We start from the raw sequence: 16,201 nt of genomic DNA, 5'->3' as shown, positions 1-16,201 counted from the left end.
GAAAAAAGTGATTTATAGCGTAATATACTATAAATCACTTTTTCATTATTCCTCGTCTTCTAATAATTCCATTGCTTCATGTGAAGTGATTTCCATAATCTGATGATAAAACTCTTTTTGTTTCATATCTCCACGATCCAATACCTGCGCAATCTTGCCATCCATAATAAATAATAAACGTTTTGCATAACTTGCAATCATAGAATCATGCGTAACCATTAAGATGGTAACACCTTCTTCTTTATTTAACTTTTTCAATAACTGCAATATCTCATGAGAGTTTTTGGAATCCAGATTTCCTGTAGGTTCATCCGCAACAATTAGTTTTGGATTAGTAATCAATGCTCTGGCGATGGCTACACGTTGACATTGTCCACCAGAACATTCCGTTGGATATTTATCTAATAATTCTTTAATACCTACCTTATCTGCAATATCAAAAATACGGGTTTCAATTTCTTTATCACTAGTTTTCGCAATGGTTAATGGTATGGCGATATTTTCAAAAACTGTTAGATTTTCTAATAAATTGAATTTCTGGAAGATAAAACCTAAATATTGATGGCGGAAATTTCCAATCTCAATATCTCCCATTTTTTTGATATTTTTACCTTCGATCAGAACCTTTCCTTTTGTGGGAGGATCTATTGTGGAAATTGCATTCAACAAGGTTGTTTTACCAGATCCACTAGGTCCCATAATACAGACAAAATCTCCACGATGAACCGTTAAATCCACATGATCAAGTGCAACGGTTGTCGGAACTTTATTGATGACCTCCGCAATCTTTGCCTGAAAAACGTCCGCAATTGGGTTGTTGGTAACATTCTTTCCAACATAATGACTGCCATATATTTTTGAAATATCTATTGCTTCAATTATTTTTTCCATGATTATTCTTCTCCTTTATCTTTTTGAAAAATGATTTTCAGATATATATGCTCTGTAAATAAACCAATCAAGGATAGAACTACTATATAACTTAATAAAACATATAAACATAAAATGAAACTTATCTTCTGTATAAATAAAAATCTCAAACCTATAATGATGGCATAGGGGAATGGCGCAGCCAATATGATTAAGAATATTAAACGAATTTCTTTTTTTACAATGTTTTCTAAATCTTTTTTCAAGAAACCAAGCAACTGTAGGTGATAATATTCATCTACCTGTTTTTTTGCTTCAATGATTAATTTATAGTAGATACTGATTCCAATCATAATAAGCAGCAGCATATAGCCAATACATAAAACAATTCGCATATAATTTGACATATCATAAGCAAACAAGAAACAACTCATCAGGATTAATAAAGCAAATAAAATAATGATATAAAAACACATCGTTTTTACTAATGAGTATAGCGCACCGACGATTAATATTTTCTCAGAGTTTAGATTTGTATGTTGATTTTTCATAAGTTCTAAACGTTTTGGAATTGCATATCGCAATATTCCTTGAAGACCAAAAATACCGATAACACAGCCTACCATCGGAAAAATATCCTTTGCGGGCAGGATAAGCAGCATAATCGCGCCTAAAATAAAGAATACAGAATATAAAGGATCTTTTGCTTTAAACATTCGGGTATCCCCAATATCTAAACGATGACTGTTATCTAAAAGATATTTTAATTCTGTACGATAGGCATAGCCAACATTTGACATGACCATAAATATAAATTCAAAAATCAGAATCGCTATCCAGGTAAGTGTACCATATATGGTAATGTTGAATAATGGCAAAGATGTTGATGTAAGTATCATAATCAAAAGATTGACAATGGGATTAAAGATTATGCCAAGGATACCACCTAAAATGGTAGAAATTATTAAAAGGATAAAATTTTGGACTAATAAATATTTTGACAATGTCACAATATTCATTCCACTGCTTAAATAAACACACAGCTCTTTTGATTTTGCTTTTTGGAAAAACGTATTTGCGTTAAAACTGTTCCATGCACAAATCCCAGCAATTGCTAATGTGAATATTAACATAATTAAATCTGTTGTATCGCTGATTTCCAATATATTAATTTCATTTTGCTTTGTCGCAATTTGTAGATTAACGAACAAATACAGTAATCCAATGGATATTGTTAATGTCATGATAAAGGATATCGTTTCTTTTTTACTTCGTCGTAACATTAATACTGCACGTTGTACTGTTTTCATGATGATCTCCACCTCTTTCTCTATTATTATAAATATAATAGAAGAAAATGGCGAAGTTATTTACATGATTGGTTAAATATTTGACATATTTGGTAAATAAGCAAAGCTGTAACTCTTCGCAACAAACCATTGCGCTTTATCTACTGGACATTTCCATTAGTATCCTATATGCTGTTTGTGAACAGGAGGTATTCTTATGGCAATGATAGGCAAACAAATTCAATATTATCGTAAAAGAGAAAAACTTTCGCAACAAGATTTGGCAGATCGACTCTGTATGAGCCGACAAGCAATCAGTAATTGGGAACGTAATATATCTGAACCAGATATTGATAGTATCACGAAACTATCCAATATATTTCATATACATGTTGATACATTACTTCAAATTGATGATACATTTCAACAAGTAGAATGTCAAAAAAAGCTCACAAGGGGATTTTGCTTGTCGCTGCTTCTTTCTTTGATTTATATGGTCGCAATATATTTTAAGGGAGCACATATTACGAATATGATTTATGTGGTAGTTTTGAACTTGGTATGTGGCACAATTATTATTGCTTATGGATATTGTATCAACAATCAGGAGTTTTCACTTATCGCAGGATATGATGATCAGATTCGATATAATGAAAAAGAATTTACAAATTTTTTACTGGATTTTGAAATGCACTCGCTACAGGTATTTGTTTCTGTATTGATTTTAAGCTTCATTATGGATATATTCTTAGATATTGTATGGATGCCAGCATTAAGTTGTGGAATCCTTGCTTTAGATATATTTGTTTCCATTATCGTGTTAAATATCAAATATCGAGAAAAGATGTTTCTTAATGAAAAAGACCAACAAAACGCAAAACGTATGTCAGTATCTACAATTGTGGTATTTTTAGACATCGTTATCTTTATCATTCTTGCGATTATCTTAGCTTTTTTTTGTCATATTGAAAATAATTCAACAAAAGGAATGCTATTTGGTTTGTGGATCATGTTTGGCATTTTATTAAACATAGGATATCTGTTCTATGCGGATTGGTTAGTGAAAAAGGATAAAGATATTTCTCTAAAAAACAATGTTGTCTTTGTAATCCTAAACATCATAATTTGGATTTGTATGTGGGTAATTATTTGAAAAAGATGAATTTTATATTAGGAGTAGAGCGTTATTAGATACATAGTACAGTTGATTGATATTAGCAATTACGAACGCATTTGAATTAACCATTATAGTCCCTTTTTTTAATCCGTACTTTAATCCGTACTTTAATCCGTACTTTTTACTTTTTGAAGTAACCTCCATCTTTTTTATTTCCGATATATTCAATTAAATTATGTTTCTTTAATTGTCTAATTGCATTATCAACACTTGTTTCTTTTAATCCACATAATTTACTTAATGCAGGAATTCTTAATCCTGGATTATTTAAAATCGTGTCATAAACAATTTGCTGATTTTTAGGCAATTTGATTGTTTCATTTTGAATTGGTTTATTATCTAGATCTTCATATTCTTTATATTCTTTATTGATATACATAATCACTTGTGTATAATCGTCTGTTTCATTATCTGGTAAAAACATTGGTGCATCATTGCCATTTTCTTTTAAAGCTGTTTTAGCTCGTCTAATACCTGAACCATAGGATTCAATTAAATGAAGCTTATAAAACATATCTTTGATTTGTGGATTTAAATAAGCACGAATATCAAAAATTGTTTTTTCATTTAAATCTTTAATGGAAACAGGAGGTAATGGGCGATTATGGTTTGCAAAGGAAATATGGTCTGAATACACATAAATACCACCATAATTAGGATTATCATAGTTCTTATGTAAAATCATATTCGTTGAAAACTCATTCCAAGCGATATCTGGCCAATTCTTGACGATGCGATGATAAATATTTCCACTTTCTCTAATTGTATAGGAATGTTCGATTCTGTCTTTAAAATAGTTTCTAACTTGTTGAGCTTGAATCCAAATAGGACCTTCAAACTTTTCTGCACTCATCCTAGAAGTACCATCTCTACTTTCTGTAATAATTTCAATATGAGCACCTGAAATATAATCTTCAGGTCGATCGGCAAACATTAACAAAGCAAAGTTCTTTATTTTGTCTTTATTTGATTCCTCTTCACCAATAAGTTTTAGCATTTTCGCCATTTCTTCTTTTGGCAATTTTCTTAAATCTTGTGCAGCATTTGTTTTCACAAGATATTCTTTCATATATTCATAATTTAAGTCATCAAGGGTTGCAGTTGCATGAAAATCATCACAAAATGAATAACCTGCAAATTTTCTTAATAACTCATATTCTTGTCTAGTATTAGGCAATACAGTATCTCTGTTTACACGAATATAGCGACCACCTTTAGAAAGTTTTGTTTTATGTGCTCCCTTATCAATGACTTCTGTTAAACGATTGCTAGGTTCTACAACAACGATGAAATACCATTTACCATCAATTTGATCAGAGATGAAATGACATGTTGGTGTTGGCTGTATATACTTAAATAAAGACTTTATATGATTTTCAGCTACTTCTAATTCTCCCTCTAATAAACCTGTAATAGGTCTAATAGGAATAGCCTTTACACCACTAGCTTTATCATCTTGTTCTTCAATACCAATAAACAAGTAACCATAATCTCGATTCATAAAATTATTCGCATATGCACAAATTGTTTTTAAAATCTTATCCTCTTGTTTATAAGATTTTTTGTATTCCACAAAATCACATTCAGCACGATTATTCTCTATCAAACTATGAGCAAATGCTTGTAAATTATTTAGATTCATCTAATTCTCTCCTTTCTATTTTGTAATTAAGCTAATGATAGCATGAAAAGAGGTGAAATGCTTATAAAGATTATGTGGAATATTGTGATAGAAAAAACAGAAACAAGAAGGAAGAAAAGACAAGATTTTCATATTGCTGCATTCACATCTAAAGGGTGCACAGCGTGTATTCCAACTTACTTGTCGCCATTGAAGTTGGAGTCTTCTGCCTGTTTTTGGATAAAGGATATACAAATATGTTGGCTGCTTATTTCGCAAAAGGTTATGATAGTAGAGAATTATTCAAAGGATTAAAAATATCAAAAATAGCTGAATTTGAAGAACATATGAATCAACACCATGTAATTTATATTGATTTAAGTAGGCTGCCTGATCCATGGACTTCTTTTCAAGAATATTTTAATAACATTGTAAAGATGTATCATATGAGGAATTAAAATACTGGTATGATGGATATCATCTAAGTGATGGTAGTAGTTTATTTAATCCAAGGTCAGTAAATAATGCTTTAAGTGATGGTGTATGTCAAAACTATTGGACAGAAACAGGACCAATGCATGAAATTTCAAATTGTATCAAATATAATGTAGAAGCAGTAAGAGAAGATGTTGTGAAGATGGTTTCTGGAATTCCAGTAAGAGCTGATTTAGAAGGATATAATGCTGCACAATTACAATTAGATACACGTGATGAAATCTTATCTTCCATGGTCATATATGGCTTTTTAATGATACCTAATCATGAATTAATGATCAAGTTTCAAAATGTATTAAAAGAAGAATACATGGGTGGAGTATCAGAAATCGTAAGACAATCTAATGAGATATTAAAGGCTACAATGGATGGCGATGCTGATAAAGTAGCGGAAATGATTGAAATTGCTCATGATAAAGAGATACCATTCTTGCAGTATAATAACGACGCCGACAGGTGCACAGAGTGAAACAGTATGTCTTGTGTTATCACACTATGTTATTTGTCAGCAAGGAATGATTACGAAATCACAAGAGAAGATAAATCAGGGAAAGGATATGTAGATTTCTTGTTTACGCCTAAAATATCAGGTTATCCTGCAATCATTTTAGAATTAAAATATGATAAAACAGCTGAAGAAGCAATTCAGCAAATTAAAGATAAGAACTATATAGAAAAAATCAACTATGCAGAAGAGTGTTTATTTGTTGGCATTAATTATGCGAAAAAGGATAAGAAACATACATGTTTGATTGAAAAAATTACACATATATAAAATGGTAATGAATAGAAAGGCGAGTGCATATCATCAATATACATTCGCCTTTTTTATTGTTTATAAAACGTATAATTTAAAATTAATATTTTGATCGTATGTGACTTATATAATATTTTATAAAAATCTCATTTGATAAACATCCTCTAAATACTTTAAAAGAGTGTTATCGTTACCATAAACATTTGGAATACCCTTTGATGGTTCCTGACAATATTCTAGTCTAATCTGTTGATCCCATATAAACATACATTGATTTACAGCTTCTGATAAAGCATCAGGACAACGAATAATAAGTGGGTAAATGTATTCAATATTACTACAATTCGTACATATAAAGCACTCTTCATTTTGTATAATTAATAAATTATCTTTACTATAAATATCTTTTTCAGACATTGCTTTATTTACTTTTTCATCTGAATAAGGTAATTTCATGATATTACACAAGTCTGAAATGATTTCTTCTGTATATTCATTTGTAAAATACATTTCATATTGTACCATATGAACCACCAGCCTTTGTTACAATTATAACATGTATTATCAATTTACATATTCGATTTTAAAATTTAGAACTATATTTGTTATAATGGTAATAGGAGATATAATGAATGTTTATAAATGTGGTGTTTTGAAACATCCTTACGGTAAAAAAACATCTATAATTGTGGCATTATGAGATAAATGGGGTGATGAGATGATAGAACATTTTGATACAATATATACCAGAAATAAAGGCGCAACTAATGACGATTTCAAGAACTTATATGCGTGGTTACGTGGACAAAACTTTCCTTCGCAAGTGGTTCCAGAAGATTATAAGACATTGATATCTGAAAGCAATGGTGGTATCTTTTTATATGGCGAGCGAGAGTATCAGTTTTTAGCATTAGAAGAAGTCATTGAATATTATGACTTATATCATTTCTCTGAATTTATGCCGTTTGCTTATCCATTTGCGATGGATGGATGTGGCAATTTCTACATCTTTAATATGCGATATGATGATGCATCAGTTTATGCTGTATGTGCAGGTGATATGGGATGGGAAGAAGATGAATGCTATTTTGTCGCAAATAGTTTCAAAGAATGCTTATCACAACCGAAGCATTGGGATGAATAGGAGTTGATGATATGAAAAGTTGTAAATGTGATATGGAAATGAGAGAAGTTAACTTATATTGATTAAGTTATATGCTGCGTATATCCCAAATGTGGTTATGTTTAATTATACGCAAAAGAATCTTCAAAGATTAAATAAGGCAGGATAGTTTATGAAAAAATGTAAAATTACAGTTATGAGAGTTGCGTGTTATCAGGACTTAATGGCGCAATATGAAAATTCAATAGAGCATGCTTGTGATATGAAAGAAGGCATGGTGTTTATCACAAATGGATGGTGTAAGCCTGAAGGAATGTGCGATAGTGCATGGGAAAGTATGTCGTCTTTTGTGATGGCATTATCACATGGCGCAGAAGATTTTTATGAAGGCTGGATGAAAAACAAAAAGTCTGCGATGATATCCTGTAACGATGGGTTTCGTCCTGTTAGTTTTTTGATAGAAGCATTAGATGAAGATGCAGAAAATGAATTATAAGTGTCTGAAAATTGGGCACTTTTTTTCTATAGAGATATAAGAAAAAATGATATACTAAAGGTAAATATGGAGGTGTTTTATGATACATATTTATCACGGTTCAGGAAAAGGTAAAACAACTGCTGCACTTGGTCTTGCGATACGTATGGCAGGTCATCACAAAAAATGTTTGATTGCGCAATTTTTGAAAGATGGCACAAGTGGGGAAATCATCTTCTTAAAAAATCAACCCCATATAGATGTACGATATCATTATCCATTCAGAAAGTTCTATTTTCAAATGGATGAAACAGAAAAGACAAAGTGTATAATAGCTCAACAACAGCTATGGCAGGAAGTAACATCATCTACTGGATATGATTGTATAATTTTAGATGAGATACTGGATGTAATTGGTTTGGAAATGATTTCCTTAGAACGTGTTTTAAAATTTTTAATAGAAAACCATGACACAAAAGAAATTGTATTAACTGGAAGAAATCCAGACGCAAGATTAAAAGAATTATGCGATTATGAAACGGAAATGATTGCGAAAAAGCACCCATATGATCAAAATATACCAGCCAGAAAAGGAGTGGAATATTAAGAATAAGATATGAGTTATGTTTTAGGAATGGATAAGATAAAAGAAGGTGAAAGTATTGAAATTAATTGTATTTATATCAATAATAGTGGTAGCAATTAGATTTATACATTTTATGAATTTAAAAATGAAATCAAATTTATCTAATCAGGAATTAAAAAAGTGTTTAAAGAATAAACCATGGAGAATATCAGAATATGATGAGATTGTTGCTTCTGAATTGACAAGTAAGGAAATCAAAACAATGATCGATTCAGAAATTAAATTAAATATTCTTGAATTATTAAAACAAAATGGGTTTCATAAAGTTTCAAAAACCAGACAGCGTTATTGTAAGATTTACCGTGAGCTTGTATATGAGATAGAAGTAACATCTATTAGGAAAACAAATAAAGGCATTCGTAAATTGAAAGGTTATGTTTATCCATTATGTATGGTATATTATGATGAAAAAAGTGATGAGTCGTTTTGTAAAGTCGCAGCTGAAAAGAACTTTCCTTTTGTATTTGATTGTTCAACAAAAAAAATATAAAAATGGCAATACAGGATATAAAAGAATTAATTACAGAAGAACTTTTTCCATTTTTTGATCAATATCCTGATATAAAAGCTATTAAAAATTTCTATATAAAAGAATATAAAAAATCGGATATTTTAGATGTAAGAAACTATATTTTACTGCTAAAAAATGCCGCGTTTTATTTAGGTATGAATGATAAAGAAAGCGCAAAAAAAGATTTAAATTTATTATTAGAATCTAAAAATGAATATGAAAAAACAAACCAGAATTTGTTGGAGTTATATCAAAATTCATCAAATGATCCAAAAAATAAAACAGCGTGGATGGATAAAGCCCAAATCGATTACTATACAGAATATATGCAAAAACATATGGAGCATTTAGCAATTGCGCAAGAGCTTTTCACCATTCTAAATGATGAAAACATGTACGCAAAATGGCATGAAAAACAAATAAATCAGGCAAAGGAACTGATAATGAAATCTAATTTTTACTTAACTTCATAAAAATATTGTCTATAATTGTGACATTATGAGATACAGAGGTGATAAGATGATAGAACATTTTGATACGATATATTCTGGAAACAAAATGCAGGCAGGCATGAAATATAAATTACGCTTTATGCCAGAATACTATGCCACAAGCTTATGGGCGCAAGATCAGGCAACAGAAGATATCTATGGGTATGAAATTTCCTATCAATCATTAGGATTATCAAAAGCGTTAATAGAAGCATTGGAAGCATATGATGAAAAGATATTGTCTTTGATAGATTGGAAGGATCCAGCCGGGCCTTTTTTCATGCACAAAGATGAGCGAAAAGCTTTATACGAAACTGGCTTATCATTGCTGGAGGATATAAAAAAAGAATTAGGTAATGATTTTCAGATAATAAATGAATCACAATGGATTCTGTGAAAGGAGTATAAAATGGGATTATTTGATAAGTTTAAAAAAGTAAAAAATACGCAAGAAAAACAACCGGAAAAACAGCAAAGAGAATGGAAATATGGTAAAAATGTTGTGCGTATGGAAAGTAGTTACGATCGTATGGATAACTATTATGATGCGGCGTATGAGAATTTTTTATTTCTGTATAAGAAAAAGCCAGAGGAAATTACAGAAGAAAATGAAATACAAATTCAACGTATGGCCGCAAACCATATAGGATTTTTTATGACATGGATCATTCAACATCACTTTGAAGGCGAAATACATGAAGATGAACCAGAGGCATTAGAAAAGGTTAGAAAAGAAGAAATGCTGGGTGTTGATTTTTTCTTAGATTACTGCGATGGAAAGCTATGGATATCTGATTTCAGTAATGAAATATTACCATTTGTGGGCGCATATTATGAACAATATATCCATGAATACAATGTCTGGGTAGTCAATGATCTTTGTGATTTACCTTTAGAATTTGTAGGAACATGGGAAGATTATCATCGATTTGAACATATCATTGATGAAGCATATGCGGATTATAAAGAAAATGTGGGGTGAATATAATGCCAGAAAAAGAACGTTTTTATGCAATGCCAGGACCTAATAAACCACCACTTTTTATACAATTTATATTACATAGTAAAAAGATGACACCTATTGATTTTTTCTATTTTACGGATTATCTGGATTGGGATAAACAAGGAGATGATTATGCGGTGTTAGAACCATTGATTGCATTATTGGCGAAATATGGCGATGATTTGATTTTTGCTTTTGATGAAATGATGGCAGAGTTGTTGTATCGATTAGATACCAGAAAGATTGCGCAAAGTGTTTATAAAGGTGAAAACTTTTCCGCAGATGAGTTTTTGTATGCTCGCTGTGTTGCCTTGATCAACGCAAAGCCATATTATAATGCAGTAGTAGCAGGTAGAAAAAAATTAAAGAGTGATCTTGGTTTTGAGGCAATATTAACAGTACCAGAACTTGCTTGGGCAAGATGCCATAAATTACACCCGTATGATTATCCACATACAACAAAATATTCTTATGAAACAATGAGTAATGAAGAAGGATGGAAAGAAATCACTATACAGGATGTAGATAATTACTTACAATCATTGACGAAGGAACCATTAGACATGCAGGCAATCGCCTGTACTTGCGAACAAGAGGAATTTAGAATAAAACTTGATCAACAAACCAACACAGTACAATTGATCTGTGCTTCATGTGGAAAGGAAATAAATATAAATAACCAATCTACACAACCATCAAAGCTTAAAATAAAAAAATGTTCCAATTGTAAGAATGATGTATTTCAAGTACGCAAAGCTACTTATATCATGGAAGATGGTCAAACAAAAGTCTATATCGGAGGTTTATGTAAGAAATGTGAGAATATTCAATTATTGATAGAATACATTTTAAAAAAGGGGTAGATCTAATGGAAGATATCTATGTACAAGCAATACAGGAAATCGAAGATACAGGCAAATTATTGCTTATGACACGCCAGTTACTTTGCGCAAAACAAAAAGAAAGAAATAAACTGGCACTTTTCAGTATGGAAAAAATATTATCAGAATGGCCTGATTCCATTTATCCAAAAAATAAAGTGGCAGAAATCCTTACATATATGAAAAATCATGAACAAGAAGAATGGAACCATAGACAAATCATGAACGAATATTTGGAGGATATCCAAAATGTTTTAAAAACTAACGAGCATTTTATGCTGGGATACCTATATCAGGCATTTGCTTATATGATACAAAATGAATCGCATGATAATCATAAAAACAACAATGATGAAGATTTAGAATATGAAGAATTGGATACAATATATTGCGCATGTATGATTTATAAATATGAAGATGAATCCGCTGATGAAAATGCCAGAAAACAAAGAGAAGCTGATTTTTGGATATGGTATCTACAAACATTGGCGCAAATACAGGGGACTACATTACTTCGGGATATTCATTTTGAACCAAAAACAGAAGTCGTGGACTTTTCACTTATCTCAACAGTAGAAGAACTTGTGAAAGCTATCAGCTATGAATTTGATTATCTATCACATGAAGTGAAAGATGATATGATTACTATTCAGGTGTTTAATTTAAAAAATGGAGCATATTGTCCAACCTGCCATCAATTCTCTAATCGTGTAAAATTTGATTATGGTGGTATCATGAAATTGGGTGAAATCAAAGGGATTTCCATACGATTATATATCAAAAACAATGTATACTTTTGCGATAACAAGGCATGTGAAGAAGAATCTTTTATGTGTCAATCAAAAGTAGATTATAAAGAACGTATGGCAAATTATAAACAGTTGGTGAAAACCCTTGGCAATAAACGGGTTTTAGAAATATTACAAATAAAGTAAGGTGATTAGATGAATGAAGATTTTTACTACAATGTCTATGCGATTGTTGAAGAGATACCAAAAGGATGTGTCGCATCTTATCAGTTGATCGCAAAACTATGCGGACATCCCAAAAACTGTCGTATGGTAGGAAAAGCATTGCGCAATGCAGATTACTTTGGTGATTATCCATGCCATCGTGTTGTACACAGCGATGGTTCCTTAGTGGCAGGATGGGAGGAACAGCGTGCGCTTTTAGAAGCAGAGCATGTTGTCTTTAAACCATCTGGCAAAGTGGATATGAAACAATGTCTTTGGAAAATCAGCGTATAAAAAAACCAGATCCATAAGGACCTGGCTTTTTTTACCCAATTACTTAATTTCCTGATCTAAATTAGTAAAGTGTTCTGAATCAAAGAAGTCTGTCAATGAGATGTTTAATCCATCACAGATTTTTTTGATTGTAGAAACAGTTGGGTTCTTACTTCTTCCAGAAGTAATGTTGCTTAATGTTGACTGAGTCATTCCACAAACGATACTTAATTTGTTTAAAGAAATTTTACGTTCTTCACAAAGTTCGTGGATTCTGTCGCAACAAGCATCTCCAGTTGTTTTAATCATGTCTATCACTCCTATTTCTTATGACATACCCATTTTACTCTTTTTTATTTATTAAATGTTAACCCTTTAAAGTTATTATCACATATATAATATTTATTTTTTTTATTTTACTTTTTAAATGACAAAATTTTTCATTTGTATATAAAAAAAACACATGAGCATACTATGAGTACAATGAATGAAGGAGTGTCATAAATATGAAAGCGACAGGAATTGTTAGAAGATTAGATGATCTGGGAAGACTGGTCATTCCTAAGGAGATAAGGAAGCAATATCGTTTGAAAGAAGGAGATTCTATAGAATTTTTTATAGATAACGGTAGAATTGTCATACAAAAATTTGATGCGATGTCAAAACATATGGAAGAAATTGAAATTATGTGTTCTACATTACATGCGATGTATCAAAATACTGTCATGTTTATACAGGAAGAATGGCTGCATAAGAAAGAGATTGTTTTGAAGGAATCCTTCTTAGAAGATTGTCATATTCATCGTAAACGTGTCTTTGAACCTCGTCAGGTGTATGAAAAAGATCCAAAAGAATATGGTGGTATTATTTATCCCATCAATGCCTATGGCGACTGGTACGGGGCCTTTGTGGTTTTATTTGATAAAAAAGAATTAACCCAGGAAGAAACCTATGCATTAGAAGCATTTGTACAACTTTTATCTCGCCAACAACAGGAATAAATGGTAAACTATTGGGGTAGAGGTGATATCATGCGTTTAGATAAATACTTAAAAACCGCACGTATATTAAAACGAAGAACTGTATCCAAAGAGCTTGCAGACAATGAACGTGTTTACGTGAATGGAAAAATAGCGAAACCAAGTACCGATGTAAAACCAGGAGATACCATTAAGGTTATCTTTGGATATCGTGAATTAAGTGTACGTGTCTTATCTACACCCAAACAGGTAAATAAAAATGATGCCGCATTGATGTTTGAGGTAATAGAAGAAAAATTAATTAAAAAGGAAGATGTAAAGGATGTTCTCCAGGATTAGAGAATATCTTTTTTCTTTGATATCAAATCAAAACCTGTTATAATTTACAAATGAAGTGAGGTGGGTATATGAAAAATAAAATCATAATAGTATTTATTGCATTGATCTGTAGTATAGCAGTAGTTTTATTCTATCGAACACAATTTCAGAAGCAATATGATCAAACATATGCAAAAGCTTCAGAAAGCGCAAAAGATGCTGTAGAAGAAGTAAAAACTTTGGTGTCAGAAGGGCAAAAACTGATTAATAAAAAAGATATCAAAATTCCAAAAGAGGGGCAACAATATGCCAATGTTTCTATTGATCGTGTACATTTAGATAAGCCTGTATATTATGGAGATAACGAATCAATTCTTGATATCGGTGTTGGACAATATATGAACAGCGGCTTGCCAGGAGAAGGACGTCCCATCTTATTGGCAGGTCATAATGGGACACATTTTAACCAGCTGCAATATGTAGAAAAAGGCGATATCGTGAAACTAAAAACTAGTTGGGGAAATTATGAGTATAAAGTATATGATATCAAAATCATGACACCAGAAGAATTTGATACAGATTGTTTAAATGACCAAAAAGAATATCTTATCATGTACAGCTGTTACCCATTTGATCAATCACCTGCCCCACAGCGTTTCTTTGTGTATGCATCTTTAGTATCCGGTCCAGCGATACGGGAGGATGTAAAATGAAATATTTAAAATCCGTATTATATACAATATTATGTGCAGGCATACTTGTATTTGTATCCACCTTTATACCAGCTGTTTATGAACCATCTACACCTACTTCTGAAACAATCGTGAATAAAATTCACACTTCTTATCAGGATATTGCTAAACAACTAGGCGTTGATGAGAAAACATTAACAGCCATTGTTACACCAAAAGATATTGAACATAACACATCTTCTTTAGATATTCAAAAAAGAGGCGCTGAAGCTTTAGAAAAGGTATCAAAAGCTGGAGCTTATCATTTAGATGAATCTATGATTACATCTATTTCAGCCAAACTTCAGGGGATCTATGAAGCGTATGTGATTCAGACAGATATGGCAGATACTTTCCAACAGATACGTACGTATTCCTTGATAACAGCGATTATTGCGGAAGCAGGATTATTGGTGATTGGCTTTATACAGAGAAAGAAAACAGATAGTAAATAAGTTCTATCTGTTTTTTTATATCATAAGCTATAGAGAAAAAGGAGGTTTCATTTATGGAAGATACATCTAGCAATCCATTACGCTTTGAAACGAATCCCTACCATAATGTGGTATTAAAGGATCGTAAAATATTAGAAATCACAGGAGTAAAACAGATTGACAGTTTTGATGCCAGCGAGTTTCTACTCGAAACCGCCCAAGGCTGGATGGTCATTAGTGGCAAGGATCTGACATTAGGCAAGCTGGACACAGAAAGAGGAGATGTCATTATTCGAGGACTCATCGAATCTTTATCTTATGTCAGTAATAAAAAAGGCAAAAATTCAGAATCCATGATTAGTAAAATCTTTAAATAATGTTGCTTGCGACCCAAGTACAATCAATTCTCTATCATTTTCTTATGGGCTGGGTTTTTGCTTTTGGTTTTAGTATGCTTGTCAGCTTCAAAAAAGCGTTTCGTTTTGGTTTCTTAAAGGCAGCGCTGGAGTTCCTGTATCCTATCGTTTTCACAATGATTTTATTCTATGGCTTGTTTCATATCAATGGTGGCGTCACAGATGCGTATCTTATTTTATTTTTTATTTTAGGTATCATGATTTATTATCGCTTTTATTTATCGGTCTTTTTACAATTTTTCAATGGAATCAAGCGCTTTCTTAAACCTTTACAGCATAAAATTCTCCTTGTAAATTCAAAAATAGTTGGTATAATAAAAGTACCTGTAAAAATGCTGAAGAGGAGGAGAAGGAATGTCAGAAAAAAACGAAACAAAAAAAGTAAAAAAGAAAAAGCATCCGATTCGGACATTTCTTAGTCTTGTGGCAATTTTAGTATCATGCTTTATGATATGGATGGCTGCTTCTGATTTCATTACAACCATGAATCTACGTAAGGAAATCACGGAATCTGAATCAGCAATTTCTAGTTTAGAAACACAAAAAGAACAGTTAACGGATGAAAAAAACAAATTAAATGATCCTGAATATGTGAAACGTTTTGCTCGTGGTAAATACATGGTAAGTAAACCTGGAGAACAGGTATTCAAGCTTCCAAGTAAAAATACTGCAGAAACAGATAAGGATGAATAAAGCTATACATAAATACATGTATAGTTTTTTTGTGCTTTGATATCTTTATAAAACGATGTTGCCT

At 31.5% G+C, this 16,201-nt stretch carries 26 protein-coding genes; 21 read left to right on the top strand and 5 right to left on the bottom strand.

Annotated elements, in window-relative coordinates:
- Positions 1-45: 45 nt before the first annotated feature.
- Both DW761_RS01570 and DW761_RS01565 read right to left on the bottom strand, forming a co-directional pair.
- Positions 46-891: an ABC transporter ATP-binding protein gene (locus DW761_RS01570; protein WP_117516226.1), complete on the bottom strand. Its 846-nt coding sequence runs from the start codon at positions 889-891 to the stop codon at positions 46-48.
- 2 nt (positions 892-893) lie between these two features.
- Complete coding sequence (locus DW761_RS01565; RefSeq protein WP_117516225.1) at positions 894-2,180, bottom strand: FtsX-like permease family protein; 1,287 nt, start codon at positions 2,178-2,180, stop codon at positions 894-896.
- A gap of 196 nt (positions 2,181-2,376) precedes the next feature.
- On the opposite strand from DW761_RS01565, the gene DW761_RS01560 reads away from it, so the two are divergent.
- Positions 2,377-3,312, top strand: a complete 936-nt coding sequence (locus tag DW761_RS01560) for a helix-turn-helix domain-containing protein (RefSeq protein WP_117516224.1) — start codon at positions 2,377-2,379, stop codon at positions 3,310-3,312.
- A gap of 145 nt (positions 3,313-3,457) precedes the next feature.
- Here DW761_RS01560 and DW761_RS01555 read toward each other — a convergent pair whose 3' ends face one another.
- Positions 3,458-4,978, bottom strand: a complete 1,521-nt coding sequence (locus DW761_RS01555) for an RNA-binding domain-containing protein (RefSeq protein ID WP_117516223.1) — start codon at positions 4,976-4,978, stop codon at positions 3,458-3,460.
- A 164-nt stretch (positions 4,979-5,142) separates the two neighbouring features.
- Here DW761_RS01555 and DW761_RS01550 point away from each other — a divergent pair, with 164 nt between their 5' ends.
- From DW761_RS01550 to DW761_RS01540, 3 genes are all read left to right on the top strand, one after another.
- The gene (locus DW761_RS01550) at positions 5,143-5,415 is read left to right on the top strand and encodes an AAA family ATPase (RefSeq protein ID WP_117516222.1); all 273 of its coding nucleotides are present in this window, start codon (positions 5,143-5,145) and stop codon (positions 5,413-5,415) included.
- Positions 5,416-5,531: 116 nt separating this feature from the next.
- Positions 5,532-5,921, top strand: a complete 390-nt coding sequence (locus tag DW761_RS01545; protein ID WP_117516221.1) for a hypothetical protein — start codon at positions 5,532-5,534, stop codon at positions 5,919-5,921.
- A gap of 33 nt (positions 5,922-5,954) precedes the next feature.
- The gene (locus tag DW761_RS01540; RefSeq protein ID WP_233512998.1) at positions 5,955-6,227 is read left to right on the top strand and encodes a PD-(D/E)XK nuclease domain-containing protein; all 273 of its coding nucleotides are present in this window, start codon (positions 5,955-5,957) and stop codon (positions 6,225-6,227) included.
- Between the two features lie 117 nt (positions 6,228-6,344).
- Here DW761_RS01540 and DW761_RS01535 read toward each other — a convergent pair whose 3' ends face one another.
- On the bottom strand, positions 6,345-6,734 hold the full coding sequence (locus DW761_RS01535; protein ID WP_117516219.1) for a hypothetical protein: 390 nt from the start codon (positions 6,732-6,734) through the stop codon (positions 6,345-6,347).
- Positions 6,735-6,927: 193 nt separating this feature from the next.
- Here DW761_RS01535 and DW761_RS01530 point away from each other — a divergent pair, with 193 nt between their 5' ends.
- The 10 genes from DW761_RS01530 (at position 6,928) to DW761_RS01485 (ending at position 12,586) form a co-directional block, all read left to right on the top strand.
- Positions 6,928-7,353, top strand: a complete 426-nt coding sequence (locus DW761_RS01530; RefSeq protein ID WP_117452648.1) for an SMI1/KNR4 family protein — start codon at positions 6,928-6,930, stop codon at positions 7,351-7,353.
- Between the two features lie 151 nt (positions 7,354-7,504).
- Positions 7,505-7,828: a TIGR04076 family protein gene (locus tag DW761_RS01525; protein WP_117516218.1), complete on the top strand. Its 324-nt coding sequence runs from the start codon at positions 7,505-7,507 to the stop codon at positions 7,826-7,828.
- 79 nt (positions 7,829-7,907) lie between these two features.
- Positions 7,908-8,414 (top strand): cob(I)yrinic acid a,c-diamide adenosyltransferase, encoded by a 507-nt coding sequence (locus tag DW761_RS01520; RefSeq protein ID WP_117516217.1) that lies wholly within the window; start codon positions 7,908-7,910, stop codon positions 8,412-8,414.
- A 112-nt stretch (positions 8,415-8,526) separates the two neighbouring features.
- On the top strand, positions 8,527-8,943 hold the full coding sequence (locus DW761_RS01515) for a hypothetical protein (RefSeq protein WP_117516216.1): 417 nt from the start codon (positions 8,527-8,529) through the stop codon (positions 8,941-8,943).
- Positions 8,922-9,437 carry a hypothetical protein gene (locus DW761_RS01510; RefSeq protein WP_147323295.1) on the top strand — a complete coding sequence of 172 codons (516 nt, stop codon included), beginning with the start codon at positions 8,922-8,924 and terminating at the stop codon, positions 9,435-9,437. Before DW761_RS01515 ends, DW761_RS01510 begins: the two co-directional genes overlap by 22 nt.
- A 46-nt stretch (positions 9,438-9,483) precedes the next feature.
- The gene (locus DW761_RS01505; protein WP_117516214.1) at positions 9,484-9,852 is read left to right on the top strand and encodes a hypothetical protein; all 369 of its coding nucleotides are present in this window, start codon (positions 9,484-9,486) and stop codon (positions 9,850-9,852) included.
- Positions 9,853-9,864: 12 nt separating this feature from the next.
- The gene (locus tag DW761_RS01500) at positions 9,865-10,437 is read left to right on the top strand and encodes a hypothetical protein (protein ID WP_199483645.1); all 573 of its coding nucleotides are present in this window, start codon (positions 9,865-9,867) and stop codon (positions 10,435-10,437) included.
- A 5-nt stretch (positions 10,438-10,442) separates the two neighbouring features.
- On the top strand, positions 10,443-11,321 hold the full coding sequence (locus DW761_RS01495; protein WP_117516213.1) for a DUF4240 domain-containing protein: 879 nt from the start codon (positions 10,443-10,445) through the stop codon (positions 11,319-11,321).
- A gap of 5 nt (positions 11,322-11,326) precedes the next feature.
- Positions 11,327-12,274 (top strand): hypothetical protein, encoded by a 948-nt coding sequence (locus tag DW761_RS01490; protein ID WP_117452654.1) that lies wholly within the window; start codon positions 11,327-11,329, stop codon positions 12,272-12,274.
- A 9-nt stretch (positions 12,275-12,283) separates the two neighbouring features.
- Positions 12,284-12,586: an MGMT family protein gene (locus DW761_RS01485; RefSeq protein WP_117452655.1), complete on the top strand. Its 303-nt coding sequence runs from the start codon at positions 12,284-12,286 to the stop codon at positions 12,584-12,586.
- 39 nt (positions 12,587-12,625) lie between these two features.
- On the opposite strand, the gene DW761_RS01480 is transcribed toward DW761_RS01485, so the two are convergent.
- The gene (locus DW761_RS01480; RefSeq protein WP_117452656.1) at positions 12,626-12,874 is read right to left on the bottom strand and encodes a helix-turn-helix domain-containing protein; all 249 of its coding nucleotides are present in this window, start codon (positions 12,872-12,874) and stop codon (positions 12,626-12,628) included.
- A 197-nt stretch (positions 12,875-13,071) separates the two neighbouring features.
- Here DW761_RS01480 and DW761_RS01475 point away from each other — a divergent pair, with 197 nt between their 5' ends.
- From DW761_RS01475 to DW761_RS01445, 7 genes are all read left to right on the top strand, one after another.
- Positions 13,072-13,566, top strand: a complete 495-nt coding sequence (locus tag DW761_RS01475) for an AbrB/MazE/SpoVT family DNA-binding domain-containing protein (protein WP_117452657.1) — start codon at positions 13,072-13,074, stop codon at positions 13,564-13,566.
- A gap of 30 nt (positions 13,567-13,596) precedes the next feature.
- Entirely contained in the window at positions 13,597-13,884 is a 288-nt protein-coding gene (locus tag DW761_RS01470; RefSeq protein WP_117452658.1) for an RNA-binding S4 domain-containing protein, read from the top strand.
- A 68-nt stretch (positions 13,885-13,952) separates the two neighbouring features.
- A complete protein-coding gene (locus DW761_RS01465) occupies positions 13,953-14,576 on the top strand; it encodes a class D sortase (RefSeq protein WP_117516212.1) in 624 nt (207 codons plus the stop codon).
- A complete protein-coding gene (locus DW761_RS01460) occupies positions 14,573-15,049 on the top strand; it encodes a hypothetical protein (RefSeq protein ID WP_117516211.1) in 477 nt (158 codons plus the stop codon). Before DW761_RS01465 ends, DW761_RS01460 begins: the two co-directional genes overlap by 4 nt.
- Before the next feature lie 53 nt (positions 15,050-15,102).
- The gene (yabP, locus tag DW761_RS01455; protein ID WP_117452661.1) at positions 15,103-15,405 is read left to right on the top strand and encodes a sporulation protein YabP; all 303 of its coding nucleotides are present in this window, start codon (positions 15,103-15,105) and stop codon (positions 15,403-15,405) included.
- The gene (gene yabQ / locus DW761_RS21790; RefSeq protein ID WP_117452662.1) at positions 15,405-15,863 is read left to right on the top strand and encodes a spore cortex biosynthesis protein YabQ; all 459 of its coding nucleotides are present in this window, start codon (positions 15,405-15,407) and stop codon (positions 15,861-15,863) included. Before yabP ends, yabQ begins: the two co-directional genes overlap by 1 nt.
- Positions 15,799-16,137, top strand: coding sequence for an FtsB family cell division protein (locus DW761_RS01445; RefSeq protein WP_117452663.1), 339 nt, complete (start codon positions 15,799-15,801; stop codon positions 16,135-16,137). The genes yabQ and DW761_RS01445 overlap by 65 nt, the downstream gene beginning before the upstream one ends.
- The last annotated feature ends 64 nt before the right edge of the window (positions 16,138-16,201 follow it).

Source organism: Absiella sp. AM29-15 (genome assembly GCF_003434225.1).
Classification (GTDB): domain Bacteria; phylum Bacillota_I; class Bacilli_A; order Erysipelotrichales; family Erysipelotrichaceae; genus Hoskinsella; species Hoskinsella hominis.
The sequence above is the reverse complement of the archived record's forward strand: the minus strand, read 5'-3'. Positions and strand labels throughout refer to the sequence as shown.